The sequence below is a fragment of the Rhodoblastus sp. genome, from assembly GCF_019449565.1.
Lineage (GTDB): Bacteria > Pseudomonadota > Alphaproteobacteria > Rhizobiales > Beijerinckiaceae > Rhodoblastus.
Window position 1 is genome coordinate 67107 of record NZ_JAGRPM010000084.1, and the last position, 19076, is coordinate 86182.

The window sequence follows — 19076 nt, forward strand, 5'->3', positions numbered from 1 at the left end:
GAGGGGGCGGGGCCGATTCCGCCCCAAAACGTCGCGCCGGACGCGCCGCTCGCTCCCATTAACCCCGTCGCAATCAAGCTGAAGATTTCGTTAAGCGCCGCGTGACGGAAAATTCCAGAAATGGCATAAGGACGCATGGCCAGCATCGCCCCCATGATTCCCGACCCCGGCTTTGGCGTTTACGTCCATTGGCCGTTCTGTTTGTCGAAATGTCCTTATTGCGACTTCAACAGCCATGTCCGGCGGGGCGGGGTCGACGAACCGCGCTTTCTCGCCGCCATTCAGGCCGAGTTGCAGCATCGCGCCGCACTGACGCAAGGGCGGCAGGTGCGTTCGATCTTTTTCGGCGGCGGCACGCCCTCGCTGATGGCGCCGGAGACGGTGGCCGCGATCATCGAGACCATTGGCAAGCTGTGGAAGCTCGACCCCAAGGCGGAAATCACGCTGGAGGCCAATCCGACCAGCGTCGAGGCGGGGCGCTTCAGGGGCTATCGCCAGGCGGGCGTCAATCGCGTCTCGCTCGGCGTGCAGGCCTTCAATGACGCCGATCTGAAAATGCTGGGCCGCATGCATAGCGCCGAGGAGGCGATGCGCGCGCTGGACATTGCGGCGGCGACCTTCGATCGCATGTCCTTCGACCTGATCTACGCCCGCCCCGGCCAGTCGCCGCAGGTCTGGGCGCGCGAATTGACCGAGGCGCTGGCCCGCGCGCCGGAACATCTTTCGCTCTACCAGCTCACCATCGAGCCGGACACGATGTTCGAGCAGCTCTATCGCGCGGGCAAGCTGAAGATTCCCAAGGCGGATGTGGCGCGCGACCTGTGGGACGTGACGCAGGAGCTGACCGAAAAGGCCGGCATGCCGGCCTATGAGATTTCCAACCATGCCCGGCCCGGCAGCGAGAGCCGGCACAATCTGATCTATTGGCGCTATGGCGAATATGTCGGCGTCGGCCCCGGCGCGCATGGCCGCATCGTCGCCGCCAAGGGCGGGCGCCGCGCCCACGCCACCGAACCGCATCCGGAAATGTGGCTCACTGTGGTGGAGAGCGAAGGCACCGGCCTCGTCGAGGACGAGGCGCTGTCGATGGAGGCGCAGGGCGACGAATTCCTGCTGATGGGACTGCGGCTGACGGAAGGCATCGACCCCGCGCGCTTCCAGGCCCTGACCGGCAAGAGATTCGAGGCCTCGCGCGTCGCCGATCTCATCGCCAATGGCATGGTGGAATATACCCGCCAGGGCCGCATCCGCGTGACCTCGGAAGGCTTTCCCGTGCTCGACGCCGTGGTGGCCGATCTCGCGGCCTGAACGCCCGCGCCTTATTTTGAACAATTCCATAGGGTGACTCGGCCCAAAACAAGGGGCCGATTCATGATCAGGAAATTCTTCGTCGCCGCGCTCGCGCTGGGATTGTCGCTGGCCAGCGCCGAGGCTTTGGCAGATGAACGCGGCCTGGACGGCCTGCTGGGGGCGGGCGCCGGCGCGCTGGTGTTCGGCCCGGTCGGGCTCGTCGCAGGCGGCGTCATCGGCTATTCGGCCGGCCCGCACATCAATTGCGGCCTTCGCGGCGGCTGCGGCCGCCACCGCCATTATCGCCGCCAACAGGCCCGGCGGTATTGATCCCGCGCTAATTGACCGATGACGCCCGCTCCATCAAGGCGTCGCGGGCTTCGGTCAGGCGGCAGTAAGCGTCATGGTCGCCGCCGACGTCGGGATGGGTGGTCTTGGCGAGGCGGCGAAAGGCCGAATTGATTTCGGCCGTCGTGAGTGCGCCCTCGGACGGAAGCTCCAGCAATGCGCGATATTCGCTGTCGTCATCCGGCTCGGCGAAGCGTTTGGCGAATTCCCGGTTGAATTGTTCGGCATAGGCGCGGCGTTGTTCGCGCGCCTGCAAGCGCAGCTCGGTCTGATCCTCCTGCCATTTCCGCCGCGACATGACGAGGCAGGCGCCGAAGGCGATGCGGCCAAGGGTTTCGAGTTCGTCGAGATTGAACGGGCCGACAATGTCATAGGGCTCCGCGAGCCAGGCGTTTCGGCCCGACGAATCCTGTTCGATACGGCCCATCGCCACCATGTCGAGCACGCCCAGCGAACCGTTCCAGACCACCCATTCCGTATTGTCGTTCATGCGAAACGCTTCCCGTTGCCGGCGCGGCGCGTCGCATTTGCTTCAAGCATCCAGATGCGATCCCGCTTTTGCGGCCCGGCATGCAGGAACGAAGCCACAGTTATGGCTAGGTCCGCAGGCGGTAGCCGGTCTTGAAGATCACGACGACAACAACGATGCAGGTGACGAGCATGGTCAAGGTCAGGGCGAGGCTGATGGCGGGCCCCACGGCGGCGATGCCGTAAAAGGCCCAGCGGAAGCTGTCCACCAGATAGACGATGGGGTTGAACAAAGCGACATTGCGCCAGAGCGGCGGCAGCATGTCGATCGAATAGAAGGTGCCGCCCAGGAAGGTCAGCGGCGAAATGACCATCAGCGGAATGATCTGCAATTTCTCGAATCCATCCGCCCACAGGCCCAGTATGAAGCCGAACAGGGCAAAAGTGACCGAAATCAGCACCAGAAAGCCGAACGACCAGAATGGGTGAACCAGCTCGAAGGAGACGAAAAGCCGCGCGGTGGCGAATATGATCAATCCGAGCAAGACAGATTTGGTCGCGGCCGCGCCGACGAAGCCGAGCAAAACCTCGAAGGCCGAGACCGGCGCGGACAATATCTCATAGATCGTGCCGGTGAAACGCGGCAAATAAATGCCGAAGGAGGCGTTGGATACGCTCTCTGTCAGCACCGCGAGAAGGATCAGGCCGGGCACGATGAAGGCGGCAAAGGGCACGCCGTCGATGGGCTGCATGCGCGGGCCGATGGCCCCGCCGAACACGATGAAATAAAGCGCCGTCGAAAGCACAGGCGAGGCGATGCTCTGGAACAGCGTGCGCCAGGTGCGCGCGAGTTCGAATAGATAGATGGCGCGGACGGCGGAGTAGTTCATCGGCTTTTGCCCACGAGATCGATGAAAATATCTTCCAGCGAGGATTGGCTGGACTGGACCGAGGCGAAATCAACGCCCCGCGCGAGGAGATTTTTCAGCAGCCGCGCGAGTCCGGCGTCCTTGCCACGTTCCGCTTCCTCACCGGCCTGAGTGAAGGACAGCGACTTGCCGTCGGGCGACAGGGTCAGCGGCAGGTCGAACAATCCGTCCGGAATGGCGTCGAGTTTTCGGGTCAGGCTCACGCAGACGCGCGTCTGGCCGAGACGGCGCATCAAGGCGTGCTTCTCCTCGACCAGGATGATTTCGCCCTTGTCGATCACGCCGATCCGGTCGGCCATGTCCTCGGCTTCTTCGATATAATGTGTGGTGAGGATGATGGTGACGCCGCTTTCGCGCAGCTTGCGGACCATTTCCCACATGTCGCGGCGCAATTCGACGTCCACGCCGGCGGTCGGCTCGTCGAGGAACAGGATTTCCGGCTCATGCGCCAGAGCCTTGGCGATCAGCACGCGCCTTTTCATGCCTCCGGACAAGGCGCGGATATTGTCGTCCTTCTTGTCCCATAGCGAGAGGTCGCGCAGCACCTTTTCGACATAGGCCGGATTGGCCTTCTTGCCGAACAGGCCGCGCGAAAACACGGTCGTGTTCCAGACCGTCTCGAACATATTGGTCGCCAGTTCCTGCGGCACGAGGCCGATCTTCTTGCGCGCCGAGCGATAATCCTGCGCAATGTCGAAGCCGTCGACCGTCACCTTGCCGCCGCTCGCGCGCACCAGCCCGCAGACGATCCCGATCAGCGTGGTCTTGCCGGCGCCGTTTGGCCCGAGCAGCGCGAAGATTTCGCCGCGGCGGATCGAAAGATCGACGCCTTTGAGCGCGGCGAAGCCGGTGGCGTAAGTCTTGGTCAGTTTTTCGACCGACAGCACATTGTCCAAGCGCAAACATCCTCTCGACGGGCGCGCTGTTTTGGCACGAAAGCGGCGATGCGCCAATTGCCTGCGCGCAAAGGACTGCTTGTTCCGCTTGCGCGGAGGCCGCGCCTGCAAGCAAGATGGCGGCAAGGCCGCGCGGGGGAGGGGACATGACCGAGGAGAAACCGGGCCGCGCCAGTTCGCTCGCGATTCTTCTGCTGTGCCAGGTCCTCGCCATGGCGTGCTGGTTCGCCTCCAACGCCTCGATCGCGGCGATCAAGGCGCAGCAGCCGCTGAGCCCCTTTTTCGCCGCGCTGCTGACCTCCAGCGTGCAGGCCGGTTTCGTCGCCGGCGCCTTTGTCTCGGCGCTGCTGGCTCTGCCCGACCGGCTCGACAAGAGGCTGTTGTTTCGCCTTTCCGCCCTCGTAGCCGCGATCTGCACCGGCGCCGCCGCCTTGCTGCCGCCGGTCTCGCCAGTTGCGCCGGTCTTGCGCTTCGTCACCGGCGTGAGCCTCGCCGGGGTCTATCCGGTCGGCATGGCCATGGCCGCGACCTGGGCGCGAGGCGATCTCGGCCTGCTGATCGGCCTGCTCGTTGGCGCGTTGACTTTGGGCTCGGCTTCGCCGCATCTCGCCGCCGCCTTGGGCGGGCTGGACTGGCGGGCGCCGATCCTGTTCGCCAGTGCGGGCGCGCTGCTTGCCGCCTCGCTCGCGGGCTTCATCGGCCTCGGCCCCAATGTGGCGCGCGCGCCGGAATTCCATTGGTCGAACGTGCTGCTGGGTTGGCGTTCGGTTCCCCTGCGCCTCTCCAATTTCGGCTATTTCGGCCATCAATGGGAGCTTTATGCGATGTGGGCCTGGATCGGCGCCTTTGTCGCGGCGAGCTTCCGCGCCCGCTATGGCGACGCGCCGCCGCTGCATCCCGCCCTCGCGACCTTTTTCATCGTCGCCTCCGGCGCGCTCGGCGCGCTGCTCGGCGGCTTTTTCGCGGACCGTCTTGGCCGCACTTTGGTCACGAGCGTCGCCATGGCGGTGTCAGGACTTTGCTCGATCCTGATTGGTTTCGCATTCGGCGGCTCCGCGACGGCGGTGCTGGCGATCGGCATTGTCTGGGGCGTCAGCGTGATCGCGGATTCGGCTCAGTTCTCGGCCTCGACCGTGGAATTATGCGAGCCAAGCTTGCGCGGCGCAATGCTGACGGCGCAGACCTGCATCGGCTTCCTGCTGACCTTAGTCAGCATTCATTTGATGCCTTATGCGGTAGATTGGCTCGGCTGGCGCTACGCCTTCGCGATATTGGCGATTGGGCCCTTTCTGGGCGTCTGGGCCATGCTGACCTTGCGGGCGCGGCCGGAGGCCGAGGCCATGGCGGGCGGAAAAAGATAGAGCTACTTTCCGTCGTAGAAAATCCGATAGAGCGCCCCTTCCTGATCGTCGGAGACGATCAGCGAGCCGTCCGGCAATTCGGCGAGTGCGACCGGGCGGCCGGAATAGCCGCCGTCGCCCCGGTTCCAGCCTTCTGCGAAGGGGATCGCCGCGCCCGGCTTGCCGTCGCGGAAGGCGACGAACATCACCCGCGCGCCGATGGGGACGCTCCGGTTCCACGATCCATGCTGGGCGATGAAAATTCCCCGCCATTGCTCGGGAAAACCGGCGCCGCGCGAAAAAATCATGCCGAGATCGGCGGCGTGGGCGTTGAGTTCAAGCTCGGGAAAGACGATTCCGTCGGGAGGCGTCTCGTTGGCGTAAAGCTTTGTGCGGACATGGCCGCCGCCGAACCACGGAAAGCCAAAATTCAGTCCCGCGCGAGGCGCCTTGTTCAATTCCTCGGGCGGGATGTCATCGCCCATGCCGTCGACCTGATTGTCGGTGAACCACAGCACGCCGGTCCCCGGCTCGAAATCCATGCCGACGCTGTTGCGGATTCCGCTGGCGAAAATCTCCTTGTTCGCGCCGTCGCGGTCCATCCGCAGGATGCCGCCCATGCCCCATTGCGCATAGAGCGGCTGCCGGTCCTTGGGCGGCACATTATCCGGCTGGCCAACCGCGACATAAAGCTTGCCGTCCGGGCCGACGCGGCAAACCCGCATGCCGTGAGCCTGTTTCTTTTCCGCAACGGGGATCAAGGCGCCCGGCGCGACGATTTGTTGCGGATGGTCTTCGTCCCAGCCGCCGCCCGCGCGCGGCGCAAATCGTAGAATGCGATCGAAGGTCGTGAGGAACAGGGTTCCGTCGGGTGCGAAACAAGGGCCGTTGGGCAGGATGAAGCTTTGTCCGGGCGCGAAGGCCGCGACCTTTTCCGCCTTGTTTGGCCCCAGCGCGACCTTATAGACCGTGGTTCCGGAACTGCCGACGATCAGCGTCGCGCCATCCGGCGAGAGGGCCAGGCTGCGGGCGTTGGGCGCCAGGGCGTAAAGCGCGATGTGGAAGCCCGGCGGAAGCTGGATCCTGGCGAGAACCGCGCGCAATTCGTCGGCGTGGTCGGCGCGCGCCGGCGCCGTCAGCGAAACGAGTGTCGCGACCAGAACCAAAGCAAGCCGAACCAAGCGCCGCATCGCCCCGACCTCGCTGGAAAACGCCGCCCACGTTAAACTGGGGAGCGGCGCCCCATTTGTCGATGTCTTTCGAAGCAAGCCTCAGACCGAATCGCCGTACCGGGCAAGATCGCGCGGCGCAGACTCCGCCAAAGCGTCGCCGCGACCCGAAAGACTCGGATTGGTCATGAAGTAATTCTGCGCGTTGAACGGCTCTTCCTTCGGCTCCAGCGTCACGCGGCGGCTGGTTCCGTCGTCGAGAATGTCCCAGCTCTGCTCGTTGTCGAGCAGATTGGCGAGCATGACCTGGTTCAGCACCTGCTCATGCATGGTCGGGTTTTCGATGGGGAAAAGTGTTTCCACGCGGCGGTCGAGATTGCGCGGCATCAGGTCCGCCGAGGAGATGTAGAGCGCCGCGTCAGCATGGGGCAACTGGCGGCCGCGTCCGAAAGCGTAAATGCGCGAATGTTCGAGGTAGCGCCCGATGATCGACTTCACCCTGATGTTTTCGGACAGGCCGGGAACGCCGGGGCGCAGGCAGCAGATACCGCGCACGACCAGTTCGATCTGCACGCCCGCCTGGCTGGCGGCGTAAAGCGCGTCGATGATTTCGGGGTCCGCCAGCGAATTGCACTTGCCCCAGAAGGCCGCGGGCTCGCCGCGCGCGGCATGGGCGATTTCCTGTTCGAGATGGTCGAGCAGGCGGCGCTTGATCCCGCCCGGCGAGATCGCCATGCGCTCCAGCGGGGCGAGCGCGCCATTGCCGGTGATGAAATTGAAGATTTTGGCGACGTCGCGGCCAATCGCGGGATCGTCGGTGAAGGCCGAAAGGTCGGTATAGATGCGCGCCGTGATCGGGTGATAATTTCCGGTGCCGATATGGCAGAAGGTGACGATTTCGCCTGCTTCCTCGCGCGCGACCATCGACAGCTTGGCGTGGGTCTTCAGCTCGGAAAAGCCATAGACGACCTGGACGCCCGCGCGTTCCAGCGACCGCGCCCAGCGGATATTGGCCTCTTCGTCAAAGCGCGCCTTCAACTCGACCAAGGCGGTGACGGCCTTGCCAGCGCCCGCCGCCTCGATCAGCGCGGCGACGATCGGGCTGTTCGAGGAGGTGCGGTAGAGCGTCTGCTTGATCGACACGACATGCGGGTCGCGCGCCGCCTGCTGCAGCATTTGCAGCACGACATCGAAGGTCTCGTAAGGGTGGTGGACGATGAAATCCTTTCTGCGGATCGCGGCGAAGCAATCGCCCTCGAATTCGCGCACGCGTTCGGGATAGCGCGCCGAAAAGGGCGCGAATTTGAGTTCGGGGCGCTCGGCGCCGACGACTTGCGACAGCGTGGCGAGCGCCAGCTGGTCTTCGCACACGAGATCGCCGAGCGAGGACAGTTTCAACTGGGCGGCGATAAATTCACGCATGTCCGGCGGCGTTTCCGGGCTGAATTCGACCCGGATGGCGTTGCCGCGCCTGCGCTCGCGGAGCGCCGCCTCGAAAGTCTGGACCAGATCGTCGGCGTTTTCGGCGTCATCGTCGAATTCGATATCGAGATCGCGCACGACGCGGAACAGGCCGGTCGAGGCGAAATCGCATTCCGGGAATAGTTTGTCGGCGAAGGCTGCGACCACATCCTCTAGCGTGGCGAAGCGGGTCGCGACGCCCTTTGCAGGCGCGAGCGGGATGAATCGCTGGAGCTTGCCCGGCAGGCGGATCAGGCCGCGAAAGGCGCGGTCGTGGTCGTGGCGGCGGATGTCGAGCACCACCGACATTTCCAGATTCGGAATGAAGGGGAAAGGATGGGTCGGGTCGATGGCGATCGGCGTGACGGCCAGGAAGACGTGATTGACGAAATGACTTTCGAGCGCGGCGCGATCGGCCTCGCTCCAATCGTCGCGCGGGACGACCGCGACGCCCTCGTCCGCCAGAAGAAGGCGCAGTTCGCGCCAGATCGCCGCCTGATCGGCGGTCATGTTCCCCACCTGGCGGCGGATCTCGGCCAGCAAATGGTGCGGCGTCAGTCCGTCGAGGGTCGTCGCGGCGACCCCCGCCTCGATCTGCTCGATGACGCCCGAGACGCGCACCATGAAGAATTCGTCGAGATTATTGGCCGAGATCGACAGGAAGCGCAGGCGTTCGAGCAGCGGGTGGCGCTCGTTCATGCTTTCTTCGACCACTCGGCGGTTGAAGGCCAGCCAGGACAATTCGCGATTGACGAAACGGGCGGGCGACTCCCGCAGATCCAGCCCCTGCGCGTCGCCGTGCGTCGCCGCATCGTGAGCCTGCTGGGGAATGCGCGCCAATTCGTCCATGAAGTCCTCGCCGGTCCTGACGCCGCGGCCAAAGGCCAGCGCCGTGGACGGGCGCCGGACCTGGCGGCGCGCCACTCCATCATTTCCTTGTTACAGCGGTGCGACAGCGGCCGTCCAGCCGAGAGGCCGAACGGCCGCCCTGTTCAACGGGCGTGTCAAAGCCGGGCGGCGTGCCAGGCGATATGATCGGCCATGAAGGTCGAGATGAAATAATAGGAATGGTCATAGCCCTCGCGCATGTGGAGGGTCAGCGGGATTCCCGCCTTGGCGCAGGCTTCTTCCAGCAGCCAGGGTTTCAGGCCGTCCTTCAGGAAATTGTCGGCGGCGCCCTGGTCGACCAGGAATTCCTTGAAACGCGCGCCATCCGCGATCAGCAGGGTGGTGTCATAGGCGCGCCAGGCCTTTTCGTCGGCGCCGAGATATTTCTCCAGCGACGGCTTCGACCAGCCGCTGGTCGAGGGCTGGGCGATGGTAGCGAAGGCGGAGCAGCTCTTGAACCGCTCGGGATGTTTCAGCGCGATGGTGAAGGCGCCGTGGCCGCCCATCGAATGGCCGAAAATGCCCTGCCGGGTCATGTCGGCGGGGAAATTGGCGGCGATCAGCTCCGGCAATTCCTCGGTGACATAGGAATACATCCGGTAGTTCTTGGCATAGGGCTCCTGCGTCGCGTCCACGTAAAAGCCGGCGCCCGAACCGAACTGCCAATTGTCGGGCTCATCCGGCACGTCGGCGCCGCGCGGAGACGTGTCGGGAGCGACGATGATGACGCCATGTTTGGCGGCGGCGGCGCGGAATTCGCCCTTCTCTGTAACATTGGCGTGGGAGCAGGTCAGGCCGGACAAATACCAGAGCACGGGAACGGGACCGCGTTCGGCTTGCGGCGGCGTAAACACAGAAAAGGTCATCGCGCATTTGGTTTCACGCGATTCATGGCGATAGACGCCCTGCACGCCTCCGTGGGATTTGTTGGTCGAAACGGTCTCCATCATCGAACTCCAGGATCATCAAACCAAGCGGAAAAGGCTTGTGGAAAAGGGAATGCGCCGGGGAGCCCCTCAGGGCCCTCCGACGCTCGGTCGATCGCCACATTAGCGGCGCGTTGTGATCAGGCCGCCGCCAGTTTGCCCGAGGCCTTCGCGACATGGGTCGCGATCGCGTCCATCAGCGGCGGGGACAAGGCGTCATAGGGCTGCAGGCCCAATTCCGTCAGCCGCGAACGTACTTCGCCCATACGGGACGGCGGGAAGCCGGATTCGATGATCGAGGACACAAAAGCGGCGAATTCCGGCGCCGCCCAGCCGTCTTCCGACGACAATTCGGTATGGACGAAATCGAGACCATAAAACGGGTGGGCCTTGTTTTCGATGCGGCCAAACATGTGCACGCCGCATTCCTTGCAGGCATAGCGCTGAATCGTCGCATTGGGATCGACGATGCGCAGCTTTTCGGAATGGGCGCTCACGGAGACGTTGTCGCGCGGAACGACGGCGACCACCGAGAAATTGGCGCCGGCCGGCTTCCAGCATTTGGTGCAGCCGCAGGCGTGGTTATGGGCGACATTGCCCTTGATCGTGACCTTGACGGGGTCGTGGGCGCATTTGCAGCTCAGCGTGCCGCCGGCGAAATCGGCGCGACCGGGCCTGACGCCGTTGTCGACTGAGGGGTGGATACTGACAGACATGGCTTCCTCCTCGGGTTTTTGCGAAGCCTCGGAACAACCCGACTATCCGAGGCGCAAGCGGCCCGCGCGAATGCGCAGGCCGGATAGCAGGGATTCAATTCGGCAACGGGGCGGCGGATATTTCCTCGCCCAGGAAATTCGCGGCGCGGCGCCAGGATTCGTCGCTGTCGCCGCGAAAGGTCGATTGCCAGCAGGAAAGCCGCCGGCCGTCGGCGGCGTCGAACAGGCCGAGCCAGACATTGGAGGCCGTCGCGCCGAGGGTCTGGATGGCGCCGGCGAGAACATAGGTCGCGCCAAGATCGCGCGCCCGCTGCAGCACGCAGGCGGTGTCGCTTTCGATGAAATCCGCCAGGATCGGATCGGGCGAAATGGTGCGGTACACGCCCTTCTGGTCGATGGCGACGCGAAGTTCGCGCAGCATCAGCTCGAGATGGGCCGTATGCGCGAGAGCCTGATCGGCCGCGCCATCGTCGGCGAAAGCAAAAGGCATCACAAGCACCGGAGTCGGAGCCGCCCTGGCGGAAACGCCGAAAGCAGCAAGCATCACGGGCAAGCCCATGGCGGCCAGCCATAGAGTGCTCATCTAAAACTCCAAGTAATAATGGCCATATTTCCGGAAGACTTGGCGCGAGTAAGCGGTAAGTCTCGCGCTAAAACTATCATGTGACGATTATGGCATAAGGCCTGAAGTCGCGCATTGACCTCTGTCTTAAAAATCGCTTATGATTTTCACATTGACGTCTTAGCAAATGTCCAAGAATAATCTTCACATGGGAAGTAGTTTTCAGCTTTTTGCTGCTTTGCGGCGCCGTCCAGTTCTCTGGGCGGCATTTTGCGCTTTCTGCCTTTGCGCAGTCGCGATGGAAGAGGCGCGGGCGCAGGAAAAACTCAAGATCGACATCGGCTATATTGCATATGCGAAACCGCCGCCGCCGCTCTACGATCCCGAGGCCGTCCCGCGCGACGAAGGGGTGAAGGGCGCGGCGCTCGCGATCTCGGAGAACAACACGACCGGCGCCTTCACCGGGCAGAGCTTTGAGTTGACCGATGCGCTGGTCGCGCCGGGGGAATCGCCGGTAGAGGCGGCGCGCAAGCTGGCCGACAAGGGCCTGCGCCTGTTCATCGCGGACCTTCCGGCCGCGGAATTGCTCCAACTGGCCGACGCCCTGCGGCCCTCGGGCGCGCTGGTGTTCAACGCTTCCGCCCCGGACGACCGGCTGCGCGGTCCCGATTGCCGCGCCAATCTGTTCCATATAGCGCCGAGCCGCGCCATGCTGACCGACGGTCTGGCGCAATTTCTGCTCGTGCGGCGCTGGCCGCGCACGCTGCTGGTGGTCGGCCCGGGCGAGGCCGACGCCGCCTATGCGGCGGCTTTTCGCGCTTCGGCGCGGAAGTTCGGCCTCAAGATCGTCGCCGAGAAGCCTTGGACCTATGGCCCGCTGGCCCGGGCGCGCGGCGATAACATCACCGAGGCCGAGGCCCTGAATTTCGCGCGCGGCGGCGATTATGACGTCATCGTCGTCGCCGACGAGGCCGCCGACTTCGGCGATTTCATCCTCTATCGCACCGCCGATCCGAAGCTGGTCATGGGCACGCAGGGGCTGGTCACGACCTCGTGGAGCCCGGTCCATATCGCCTGGGGCGCCGAACAATTGCAGAGCCGTTTCCAGCGCTTTGCCGGCCGCGTCATGCGCCCGGTCGATTACCAGGCCTGGATGGCGGCGCGGGCGATCGGCGACGCCGCGCAAAACCAGAAGAGCGCCGATCCGGCGGGCGTTCGCGCCTTTCTCGACGGGCCGGATTTCAATCTGGCCAATTACAAGGGGTCGCCGGGGAGCTTCCGGCCCTGGGACCAGCAATTGCGGCAGGTGTTGCTCTATGCCCAGCCGAAGTCCATCGTCGGCGTCGCGCCGCAGCCGGGGTTCCTGCACCAGCGTTCGGTCCTCGACACGCTCGGCGCGGACCTGCCGGAAACGAGCTGTCATCTGAACTGAACGCCGCGAGGCGGGGAGACTGGAATGCGTGGATCTGGGATTTGGGGGGCGCTGGCGCTCTCGGGCCTGTGGGCCGTGTCGGCCCTGCCGGCGGGGGCCTATCAGATCTATGTGACCAATGAGAAGAGCAACAGTGTCAGTGTGATCGACAGCGAAAAGCTGACTGTGGTCAAGACCGTGAAGGTCGGGCGGCGTCCACGCGGCGTTCTCGTCAGTCCCGACGGCAAGAACCTCTATATCTGCGCCAGCGACGAGAATGGCGTCGAGGTCATCGACACCTCCACCATGAAGCTCCTGCGCACGCTGGATTCCGGCAAGGACCCGGAGCAGTTCACCATGAACCCCTCCGGCAATCCGCTCTATATCTCCAATGAGGACAATTCCGAGGTCACGGTGCTCGATGTCGAAAAGAACCAGATCGTCGCCCGCGTTCCAGTGGGGGTCGAGCCTGAGGGCATGGCGCTGAGCCCGGACGGAAACGTGCTGGTCAATACCTCGGAAACGACCAGCATGGCCCATTTCATCGACGCCCATACCTTCAAGCTGATCGACAGCGTGCTGGTCGACAAGCGTCCGAGGGTGGCGGTCTTCAGCAAGGACGGCTCGCGGCTCTGGGTCAGCTCCGAGGTCGGCGGCGCCGTCGCCGTAATCGATCCGAAGACGCACAAGATCATCAAGAAGATCAAGTTTGAAATCCCCGGCCTGACCCGCGAGGAAATTCAGCCGGTCGGCATTCGTCTGACCAGCGACGGAAAGACCGCCTTCGTCGCGCTGGGGCCGGCCAATCGCGTCGCGGTGGTGGACGCCGAGACCTTCGAGGTCCGGAAATTTCTGCTTGTCGGCCAGCGCGTCTGGCATCTGGCGCTGACGCCGGATGAAAAGCTGCTGTTCACGACCAATGGCAATTCCAACGACGTCTCCGTGATCGACGTAGCCAGTCTCAAGGTGATCAAGAGCATTCCCGTCGGCCAGTCGCCGCTTGGAGTGGCCTCGTCGCCGAACTAAAATTGAAATTCCGGAGGAATTCGTATGGTCCGCCTCGCATCTTTCGTCGCCTTCGCCTTGCTGCTGGGCGCAGCCGCCCCGGCGCTGGCGAAGCCGACGGACGATCCCGACTGGCCCTGCGCCCAGCGGCGCACCGGCGAGATCAGCGCCGCCGCCGTCTGGTCCGGGCCCGATCTCGCGTCGGCCGGCCGCTGGGACGATGACGCGGGAGCAGCGGCCTTGGCCCGCAAGCTCGCCTCCCGTCGCACGCAGATGACGGAGATGGACGGCCTTATCGATGAATTCGCGGCTAGCGCGGGCGCGGACAAATCCATGCGGCTGACCCGCGTGTTCGCCGGCGCCCTCGACGTCATCAACAGCGAGCGCAATCGCGTGATCGCGGGCGTCGTGCGCTATGCGCGGGGACAGCATCGCCTCGCGGAGAAAATTCGCGCCGAGGCCGACAAGATCAGCGATGAGCAGGAGTCGAAGGACGTTTCTTCGCCCTCGGCGCTCGATGACGCCTCGTCCAGCCTTAAATGGGACAAGAGAATCTTCGACGACCGTTCGCGCGCCTTGTCTTATGTTTGCGAAACGCCCATCTTGCTGGAGCGCCGGGCGTTCGAAATCGCCCGAAAGATCCAGCAGCGTCTGTGAGACTGTCGAAATCGGCGGCTTTTGCCGCGTCCAGGGCCGAAGGCAAATTGCCATACAGGCAGCTGACGCCGGGCCAACATATATAAAATAAGAAATATAAGAACAATTTAATAAGATTTTTTTCCTGGAACCTGGCCCGATCGGGGCATGAACGAGTTGTGAGTGTGAGAGCGAGGCTCTATCCTCGCGGCGTCGAACGACCGAGCGCAAGTCTCAAAAAAGGTCGGCGGCGGGGAATGTGAAACGCAGGGCAAGTAACGATGAATGTTCTCATCATCGAAACCGATCTCGTGGCCGGAGGCGTGCTCGCCGAAGGTCTCAAAGCGGAAGGGTTTGACGTCACTTTCGTGGGCGAGGGAGAAGATCCGGTCGAAACCGCCAAGGCGCTCAATCCATGCGCGGTTTTGTTCGATACGCCGTCTCCGGACAATCACGATTTTGAGATGTGCCGCGCCATGCGGCGCAATGGTCGGACCGAACCGATCCTATTTCTCAGCGACTGCCACAAGGCGGCCGATCGTGCGAGCGGCCTGAATGCGGGCGCTGACGATTATATCGCCAAGCCCTTCCAGTTCGACGAACTGGTGGAGCGCCTGCGCGCGCATCTCATGCACCATGCGATCTCTGCGGACTCGAGCGAGCGCCGCAAGGTCGGGCAGCTGGTGCTCGACATGCACACGCGCCAGGCCCATTACGGCAACGCCCATATCCGCTTGACGCAGCGCGAGTCGGAACTGCTGGCGATCCTGATGGACAACGCCAATCATCCGGTCGGGCGCGGCGAAATCTATGACCAGCTCTGGGGCGACCAGGGCTGCACCTCGCTGAATGTCGTGGATGTCTATCTCGGATATTTGCGCACCAAATTCACCGAGATCACCCGCGTCGGCGGGCCGTTCATCAGCACGGTGCGCGGTCGCGGCTTCATGCTCGACATGGCGGGCTACAAGAGCGCCGCGCGCTGATCGCGCGGCGCTGACTCCAACAAGAGACGTCAAGTCCCCGAGCGCGCGCTCGGGGTTCTCGCCAGGGAGAGAAGTATGAAGCTCCGTCCGGGGCCTGTTGTCGCATGCCTTCTGTTTCTCAACGCCGCCGGGGCGCTGGCGGAGGACAAGCCGCCCGCCGCCGCCGACATCCTGTTTGAGGCGCCTCAACTGGCCAATACGAAACCGGGCGATGAACTGAGCTATAGCTACAGCCAGAAATCCGCCGATCCCGCCAAATATGGCAAGGCCTTCGACGACAAGGTCACGCTGACGATCGACGAGGCCGGCAAGGCGCCGGAGGAGCGCAATGTGCGGGTCGCCATGTTCAGCGCGGAACATCGCCGGCCGGCGGGCCCCTTCGAGTCCATGTCGGGCAACCCGGTCATCAGCCTGATGCTGGAAAACAACATCCAGCAATTGTCGGCGCTGTTCAAAGCCAATCCGCGCTATCTCAAGAACGCCATCCGCGCCGCCTTGCGCGAGGCGCAGACCGCGCCGGACAAGATCGATGGGCAGGCGAAGGCGTGGCGCATCGAAATCGCGCCGTTCAAAAACGACCCGCAGAAGGACCGGATGAACGGGCTCGACACGCTGACCTATGTGTTTCGCGTCGCGCCCGATCTACCTGGGGCAGTCTATGAAATCGACATCGCCGCCCGCGACGCCGCCGGCGCGGTGCTGCTCGAGGAGACCTTGCGTTATGACGGCAAGAAAAGCTGAGCGTCCCGCCTGGCCGCTCGTTGCCGGCGCGCTCGTTCTCGGTCTGGCTTTCGCGTCGCCGGCGTCGGCCGGCGACGGCGATCCGGTCAATGACTATCCGACCGAGGCGCGCGCTGATTATGTGTTCGCCTGCATGGCCGCCAATGGCCAGACCCGTGAAGTGCTGAAGAAATGCGCCTGCTCTCAGGACATGCTCGCCGCGATCCTGCCCTATGACAGATATGTCGAGGCGGAAACCGTGCTGTCCATGCGCCAGGGCGTCGGGCAGGCCGCCAACGCCTTCCGCAATACGTCGCGTTTCGACGACATCGTCGCGGAATTGCGCCGCGCCCAGGCCGAGGCGGAAATCCGCTGCTTCTGATCTCCGCGCAGATGTTCAGGCCGGGTCGCCGTTGCCGGAGAAGGCGCCGGTGAAGTCCGTACCGCGCGAATCCCGCGCCTCGATGCGGATCGGCGCGCCATTGGCGCGATAGGTGAAGCGGAAGGTCGGGTCCTCGCTGAGCGAGATGCCGTTTTCCATGCTGAACAGCAGGTCGTCGCCCTGAAGGACCTTCACCGCGACGACATACCAGGCCGGCGTATAGAGCCGCGTTTCCTGGTCCATCTGCATGCCGGAATAATTGGGGTGTCGGATCTGGACCTGCGCTTCGTCGCGTCCGGTTGCGGCGAAACTGCGAAAGCGCATCTTCCCGGCGGCGGCCCGCGCTTCCTCAGGGTCCTTGCCGGCCGGCGCCGAACAGCCCCCCGCCGCCTTCACGAAGACGCGCGCCATATGCAGCGCGCCGCTCTCGGTTTCGGCGATGGCGCGGACGTTGGAATAGGAATTGACGCGAATGCGCAGGGAAAAGGCGAAGGGGCCGTCGTCGATCCGGCCCCGTTGAAGCGTCGTGACCATGGGCATGGGATTTTCATCGACGATGAGTGTGACGGCCTTGACCCTGTCGTCCCCGGCGCCGCGCGCAGGGAAAAGCAGATCGATGGGCACGAGCGCCGCATCTTCGGCGCGCACGGGCGCGTTCAGGACGATAAAGCCGTCAGCGGCGCTGATCGGACGGTCGCCGAAAAACTGCTTCCTGAGGGATTTCCAGCTGTCTTCGTTCTCCGGCGTGTTGATCTCGGCCCGCAGCGCGGTGGGCGTAGCCAGCGCCAGAACGGCTGCGCGTAAAAGAGTCCGTTTCGTCAGCATGGCGTCCTCCTCGCTCTGGCGTGTTTCGTTGCCTTACGGTCGCGGAGCGATCGTTTCCGTCGGCAGTCCCGCTTCGCGCCAGCCCTCGATTCCGTCGGAATACCAGCGGACCCGGCTATAGCCCATGGAAGCTGCGCGTTTGGCGGCGTTCCAGGACATCCAGCAGGCGCGCTTGCAATAGAATACCAGAATTGCGCCCTTATCTCCGCCAGTGATTTCATCGAGACTGCGACGGAAATAGGCTTCCGTCTCCGGCGCCAGCGCCCCGCGCCCGACTTCGGGCAGCCAGATCGAGCGCGCAATGCCGACATGGGGCTTTTCATGCCAGACGGTCCCTTCCGGCAAGCCCTCGGGACGCGGCGGATGCGGCAGCACGTCGATGAAGAGCGTCTTGGGATCGGCCCATGTGGCTTTCGCGGCGTCGACGCTGAGCGCCGGTTCGCCGTTGAATGTATCCGGCGTCGGCGACTGGTAATTGTCAAGGCGATAGCCGGGCGGTTCGGGCGGCGCGGCGGCGGCCGCCAGCGTTGCGAAGGCGAATCCTGCGAGCGCAACGCCAAGCTGGAAATGGCGTCTGTTCATTGCGGGTCGCTCCGCTCCGAGCGCGGCGCATCGTTCGGCGCGCGCTGGATCGGCGCGGCTTCGACCGGCGCCAGCGGCACGCCATAGCTGGTGAGGATCGTGTCGATGTCTTTCTGCCGCTTGCGGATGATGTCGTTCAGTTTGTGCTTCCATTCCGTTTCGCCGGCGCGCATGCCGAAGGCGACGCGGAAGACGAAGGGCGGGCGCTTGTCGGTATGGAGCGCGGTCGCGATGAGCGGGGGGGAGGCTTTCTGAGCGAAATAGCCGCCGATTGGCCCCCAAAGGATGACCGCGTCGGTTTCGCCCGTCTCGAGATCGTGCAAGGCGTCCTCGGCGGGCGAGGCGAAGCGGCGGTCAACCACGAGAGAATAGCTCTTCGCTCGGTCGAGCATGCCGAGGCCCATCAGATGGTCGACCGGCGGCGTGCCGGCGATGATGCCGAGCTTCGCATCCTTCAGGCGCGGGTCTTCGAGATGATCGACGCCCTCGAGCTTGCCGCCCTTGCGCGTCACCAGAACATAGGTCGAGGCGTAATAGGGATTGGAATGATCGACGAGATCGGCCTCGGAGGCGTATCCGATGACGAGGTCGCACATGTCCGACAGAAGCGTGTTGCGGACGAAGCCGGGGCCCGACGGCATCCAGAAATAATGCAGCGGAAGCTGCAGTTCTTCCGCGACGAGTTCGGCGATCTTGTTCTCGAAACCCTGTTTCGCCTTGTTGGAGAAGGGCAGGTCCGCCGGCGAGGCGCAGACGCGCAGGCGGTTGCGCGAGACGAGATCGGGACTGGTCTGCCCCGCGGCCTGCCCGGCGGAAAGCAAGGCCATCAGGCAGGCCGCCGCGAAGCTTGCGTTTAATGAGCTCGCACGCTGCTTCATCAGCGTGGCGTCAACTTGGCGGGCCCATGCAGGAATCCTGCGCCGCTTGCCAGCTCTTGCCCTTGGGATCATGGCCCGGCGGACGGTTGCGGCCGATCGCTTCGTCGGAACGGGCTTTGAGATAGACATAAATATCGTCGATGTAGCACATGACGTTTTTGTCTTCGCCGAGTTGCGGCATGACCTTTTCCTGGCCATTCACGAGATTTTTGCGGCCTTGCGCGACGGTGGCGAGGAACGTGGCGTAATCCATCGTCTTGAGCGAGTCGACGAGGGCGGGCGCATAGCTCGAGCCCATGCCGTCGGGACCGTGGCAACGGAGGCATTCCGCATTGTAACGCTGGAAGCCGGAATAAGTGGTCCAATCCGTCTTGCCGTCCGCGTCGACACGATAGGTCGGATTGCCTTCGGCGTCGAAATATCTGCCATCGTCGTTTTTCGCTGGCTGCTTGGGCTCGCCATACGCGGCGCCGGAGACGGCGAGCGCGGCGACGACCGCGAACAGAGAGGCTGCGAACCGCTTTTTGGCCGTCCGGCGGGCGGGTCTTGATGAAGCGAAATCTTTCACGACGCGGGTTCCAATCGTCATATCTTTTGGGCGCAGCTGTCCTCGCGCCTGCCCGCGTCGGGCGGCTCGGAACGCGAACGCCAGGGTCTA

General features: G+C 63.8%; 21 protein-coding genes. 9 read left to right on the plus strand and 12 right to left on the minus strand.

All coding sequences use genetic code 11. From position 1 onward, the window contains the following. Nucleotides 1-135: 135 nt before the first annotated feature. Entirely contained in the window at nucleotides 136-1308 is a 1173-nt protein-coding gene (gene hemW / locus QZ409_RS19325; protein ID WP_296714589.1) for a radical SAM family heme chaperone HemW, read from the plus strand. A 63-nt stretch (nucleotides 1309-1371) separates the two neighbouring features. After that, on the plus strand, nucleotides 1372-1620 hold the full coding sequence (locus tag QZ409_RS19330; protein ID WP_296714591.1) for a hypothetical protein: 249 nt from the start codon (nucleotides 1372-1374) through the stop codon (nucleotides 1618-1620). Nucleotides 1621-1627: 7 nt separating this feature from the next. Here QZ409_RS19330 and QZ409_RS19335 read toward each other — a convergent pair whose 3' ends face one another. The 3 genes from QZ409_RS19335 to QZ409_RS19345 form a co-directional block, all read right to left on the minus strand. Then, nucleotides 1628-2128 carry a J domain-containing protein gene (locus tag QZ409_RS19335; protein WP_296714594.1) on the minus strand — a complete coding sequence of 167 codons (501 nt, stop codon included), beginning with the start codon at nucleotides 2126-2128 and terminating at the stop codon, nucleotides 1628-1630. 106 nt (nucleotides 2129-2234) lie between these two features. Beyond that, on the minus strand, nucleotides 2235-2996 hold the full coding sequence (locus QZ409_RS19340) for an ABC transporter permease (protein ID WP_296714598.1): 762 nt from the start codon (nucleotides 2994-2996) through the stop codon (nucleotides 2235-2237). Next, nucleotides 2993-3931 (minus strand): ABC transporter ATP-binding protein, encoded by a 939-nt coding sequence (locus QZ409_RS19345; RefSeq protein ID WP_296714599.1) that lies wholly within the window; start codon nucleotides 3929-3931, stop codon nucleotides 2993-2995. Before QZ409_RS19345 ends, QZ409_RS19340 begins: the two co-directional genes overlap by 4 nt. A gap of 146 nt (nucleotides 3932-4077) precedes the next feature. Here QZ409_RS19345 and QZ409_RS19350 point away from each other — a divergent pair, with 146 nt between their 5' ends. Continuing rightward, entirely contained in the window at nucleotides 4078-5292 is a 1215-nt protein-coding gene (locus QZ409_RS19350) for an MFS transporter (protein WP_296714602.1), read from the plus strand. Between the two features lie 2 nt (nucleotides 5293-5294). Here the strand turns inward: QZ409_RS19350 and QZ409_RS19355 are convergent, their stop codons facing one another. The 5 genes from QZ409_RS19355 to QZ409_RS19375 form a co-directional block, all read right to left on the minus strand. Beyond that, the gene (locus QZ409_RS19355; RefSeq protein ID WP_296714604.1) at nucleotides 5295-6461 is read right to left on the minus strand and encodes a PQQ-dependent sugar dehydrogenase; all 1167 of its coding nucleotides are present in this window, start codon (nucleotides 6459-6461) and stop codon (nucleotides 5295-5297) included. A gap of 81 nt (nucleotides 6462-6542) precedes the next feature. Beyond that, on the minus strand, nucleotides 6543-8750 hold the full coding sequence (locus QZ409_RS19360; protein WP_296714825.1) for an RNA degradosome polyphosphate kinase: 2208 nt from the start codon (nucleotides 8748-8750) through the stop codon (nucleotides 6543-6545). A gap of 155 nt (nucleotides 8751-8905) precedes the next feature. Then, nucleotides 8906-9736, minus strand: a complete 831-nt coding sequence (fghA, locus tag QZ409_RS19365) for an S-formylglutathione hydrolase (RefSeq protein ID WP_296714828.1) — start codon at nucleotides 9734-9736, stop codon at nucleotides 8906-8908. Between the two features lie 119 nt (nucleotides 9737-9855). Continuing rightward, entirely contained in the window at nucleotides 9856-10431 is a 576-nt protein-coding gene (gfa, locus tag QZ409_RS19370) for an S-(hydroxymethyl)glutathione synthase (RefSeq protein WP_296714608.1), read from the minus strand. Between the two features lie 94 nt (nucleotides 10432-10525). Continuing rightward, nucleotides 10526-11014, minus strand: coding sequence for a DUF2380 domain-containing protein (locus tag QZ409_RS19375; protein ID WP_296714610.1), 489 nt, complete (start codon nucleotides 11012-11014; stop codon nucleotides 10526-10528). A gap of 277 nt (nucleotides 11015-11291) precedes the next feature. Here QZ409_RS19375 and QZ409_RS19380 point away from each other — a divergent pair, with 277 nt between their 5' ends. The 6 genes from QZ409_RS19380 (at nucleotide 11292) to QZ409_RS19405 (ending at nucleotide 16133) form a co-directional block, all read left to right on the plus strand. Beyond that, nucleotides 11292-12425: an ABC transporter substrate-binding protein gene (locus tag QZ409_RS19380; RefSeq protein ID WP_296714612.1), complete on the plus strand. Its 1134-nt coding sequence runs from the start codon at nucleotides 11292-11294 to the stop codon at nucleotides 12423-12425. 24 nt (nucleotides 12426-12449) lie between these two features. Then, entirely contained in the window at nucleotides 12450-13430 is a 981-nt protein-coding gene (locus QZ409_RS19385) for a PQQ-dependent catabolism-associated beta-propeller protein (protein WP_296714615.1), read from the plus strand. A 24-nt stretch (nucleotides 13431-13454) separates the two neighbouring features. Then, complete coding sequence (locus tag QZ409_RS19390; protein WP_296714617.1) at nucleotides 13455-14066, plus strand: hypothetical protein; 612 nt, start codon at nucleotides 13455-13457, stop codon at nucleotides 14064-14066. Nucleotides 14067-14326: 260 nt separating this feature from the next. Beyond that, nucleotides 14327-15031: a response regulator transcription factor gene (locus QZ409_RS19395; protein ID WP_296714619.1), complete on the plus strand. Its 705-nt coding sequence runs from the start codon at nucleotides 14327-14329 to the stop codon at nucleotides 15029-15031. A 75-nt stretch (nucleotides 15032-15106) separates the two neighbouring features. Further along, a complete protein-coding gene (locus QZ409_RS19400) occupies nucleotides 15107-15772 on the plus strand; it encodes a hypothetical protein (RefSeq protein ID WP_296714622.1) in 666 nt (221 codons plus the stop codon). Next, nucleotides 15753-16133, plus strand: a complete 381-nt coding sequence (locus QZ409_RS19405) for a hypothetical protein (RefSeq protein ID WP_296714626.1) — start codon at nucleotides 15753-15755, stop codon at nucleotides 16131-16133. The genes QZ409_RS19400 and QZ409_RS19405 overlap by 20 nt, the downstream gene beginning before the upstream one ends. Before the next feature lie 15 nt (nucleotides 16134-16148). Here the strand turns inward: QZ409_RS19405 and QZ409_RS19410 are convergent, their stop codons facing one another. The 4 genes from QZ409_RS19410 to QZ409_RS19425 form a co-directional block, all read right to left on the minus strand. Continuing rightward, entirely contained in the window at nucleotides 16149-16958 is an 810-nt protein-coding gene (locus QZ409_RS19410) for a quinoprotein dehydrogenase-associated SoxYZ-like carrier (RefSeq protein WP_296714629.1), read from the minus strand. Between the two features lie 33 nt (nucleotides 16959-16991). Further along, entirely contained in the window at nucleotides 16992-17540 is a 549-nt protein-coding gene (locus QZ409_RS19415; protein WP_296714631.1) for a PQQ-dependent catabolism-associated CXXCW motif protein, read from the minus strand. Then, entirely contained in the window at nucleotides 17537-18367 is an 831-nt protein-coding gene (locus QZ409_RS19420) for a quinoprotein dehydrogenase-associated putative ABC transporter substrate-binding protein (RefSeq protein WP_296714634.1), read from the minus strand. Before QZ409_RS19420 ends, QZ409_RS19415 begins: the two co-directional genes overlap by 4 nt. A 61-nt stretch (nucleotides 18368-18428) precedes the next feature. Beyond that, nucleotides 18429-18986, minus strand: coding sequence for a c-type cytochrome, methanol metabolism-related (locus QZ409_RS19425; RefSeq protein ID WP_296714636.1), 558 nt, complete (start codon nucleotides 18984-18986; stop codon nucleotides 18429-18431). Nucleotides 18987-19076 lie beyond the last annotated feature (90 nt).

Bases quoted from the DNA above. Each gene is read 5' to 3' on its own strand.
- hemW (WP_296714589.1), top strand. From the start codon at position 136: ATGGCCAGCATCGCCCCCATGATTCCCGACCCCGGCTTTGGCGTTTAC.
- QZ409_RS19330 (WP_296714591.1), top strand. From the start codon at position 1,372: ATGATCAGGAAATTCTTCGTCGCCGCGCTCGCGCTGGGATTGTCGCTG.
- QZ409_RS19335 (WP_296714594.1), bottom strand. From the start codon at position 2,128: ATGAACGACAATACGGAATGGGTGGTCTGGAACGGTTCGCTGGGCGTG.
- QZ409_RS19340 (WP_296714598.1), bottom strand. From the start codon at position 2,996: ATGAACTACTCCGCCGTCCGCGCCATCTATCTATTCGAACTCGCGCGC.
- QZ409_RS19350 (WP_296714602.1), top strand. From the start codon at position 4,078: ATGACCGAGGAGAAACCGGGCCGCGCCAGTTCGCTCGCGATTCTTCTG.
- QZ409_RS19355 (WP_296714604.1), bottom strand. From the start codon at position 6,461: ATGCGGCGCTTGGTTCGGCTTGCTTTGGTTCTGGTCGCGACACTCGTT.
- QZ409_RS19360 (WP_296714825.1), bottom strand. From the start codon at position 8,750: ATGGACGAATTGGCGCGCATTCCCCAGCAGGCTCACGATGCGGCGACG.
- fghA (WP_296714828.1), bottom strand. From the start codon at position 9,736: ATGGAGACCGTTTCGACCAACAAATCCCACGGAGGCGTGCAGGGCGTC.
- gfa (WP_296714608.1), bottom strand. From the start codon at position 10,431: ATGTCTGTCAGTATCCACCCCTCAGTCGACAACGGCGTCAGGCCCGGT.
- QZ409_RS19375 (WP_296714610.1), bottom strand. From the start codon at position 11,014: ATGAGCACTCTATGGCTGGCCGCCATGGGCTTGCCCGTGATGCTTGCT.
- QZ409_RS19380 (WP_296714612.1), top strand. From the start codon at position 11,292: ATGGAAGAGGCGCGGGCGCAGGAAAAACTCAAGATCGACATCGGCTAT.
- QZ409_RS19385 (WP_296714615.1), top strand. From the start codon at position 12,450: ATGCGTGGATCTGGGATTTGGGGGGCGCTGGCGCTCTCGGGCCTGTGG.
- QZ409_RS19390 (WP_296714617.1), top strand. From the start codon at position 13,455: ATGGTCCGCCTCGCATCTTTCGTCGCCTTCGCCTTGCTGCTGGGCGCA.
- QZ409_RS19395 (WP_296714619.1), top strand. From the start codon at position 14,327: ATGAATGTTCTCATCATCGAAACCGATCTCGTGGCCGGAGGCGTGCTC.
- QZ409_RS19400 (WP_296714622.1), top strand. From the start codon at position 15,107: ATGAAGCTCCGTCCGGGGCCTGTTGTCGCATGCCTTCTGTTTCTCAAC.
- QZ409_RS19405 (WP_296714626.1), top strand. From the start codon at position 15,753: ATGACGGCAAGAAAAGCTGAGCGTCCCGCCTGGCCGCTCGTTGCCGGC.
- QZ409_RS19410 (WP_296714629.1), bottom strand. From the start codon at position 16,958: ATGCTGACGAAACGGACTCTTTTACGCGCAGCCGTTCTGGCGCTGGCT.
- QZ409_RS19415 (WP_296714631.1), bottom strand. From the start codon at position 17,540: ATGAACAGACGCCATTTCCAGCTTGGCGTTGCGCTCGCAGGATTCGCC.
- QZ409_RS19420 (WP_296714634.1), bottom strand. From the start codon at position 18,367: ATGGCCTTGCTTTCCGCCGGGCAGGCCGCGGGGCAGACCAGTCCCGAT.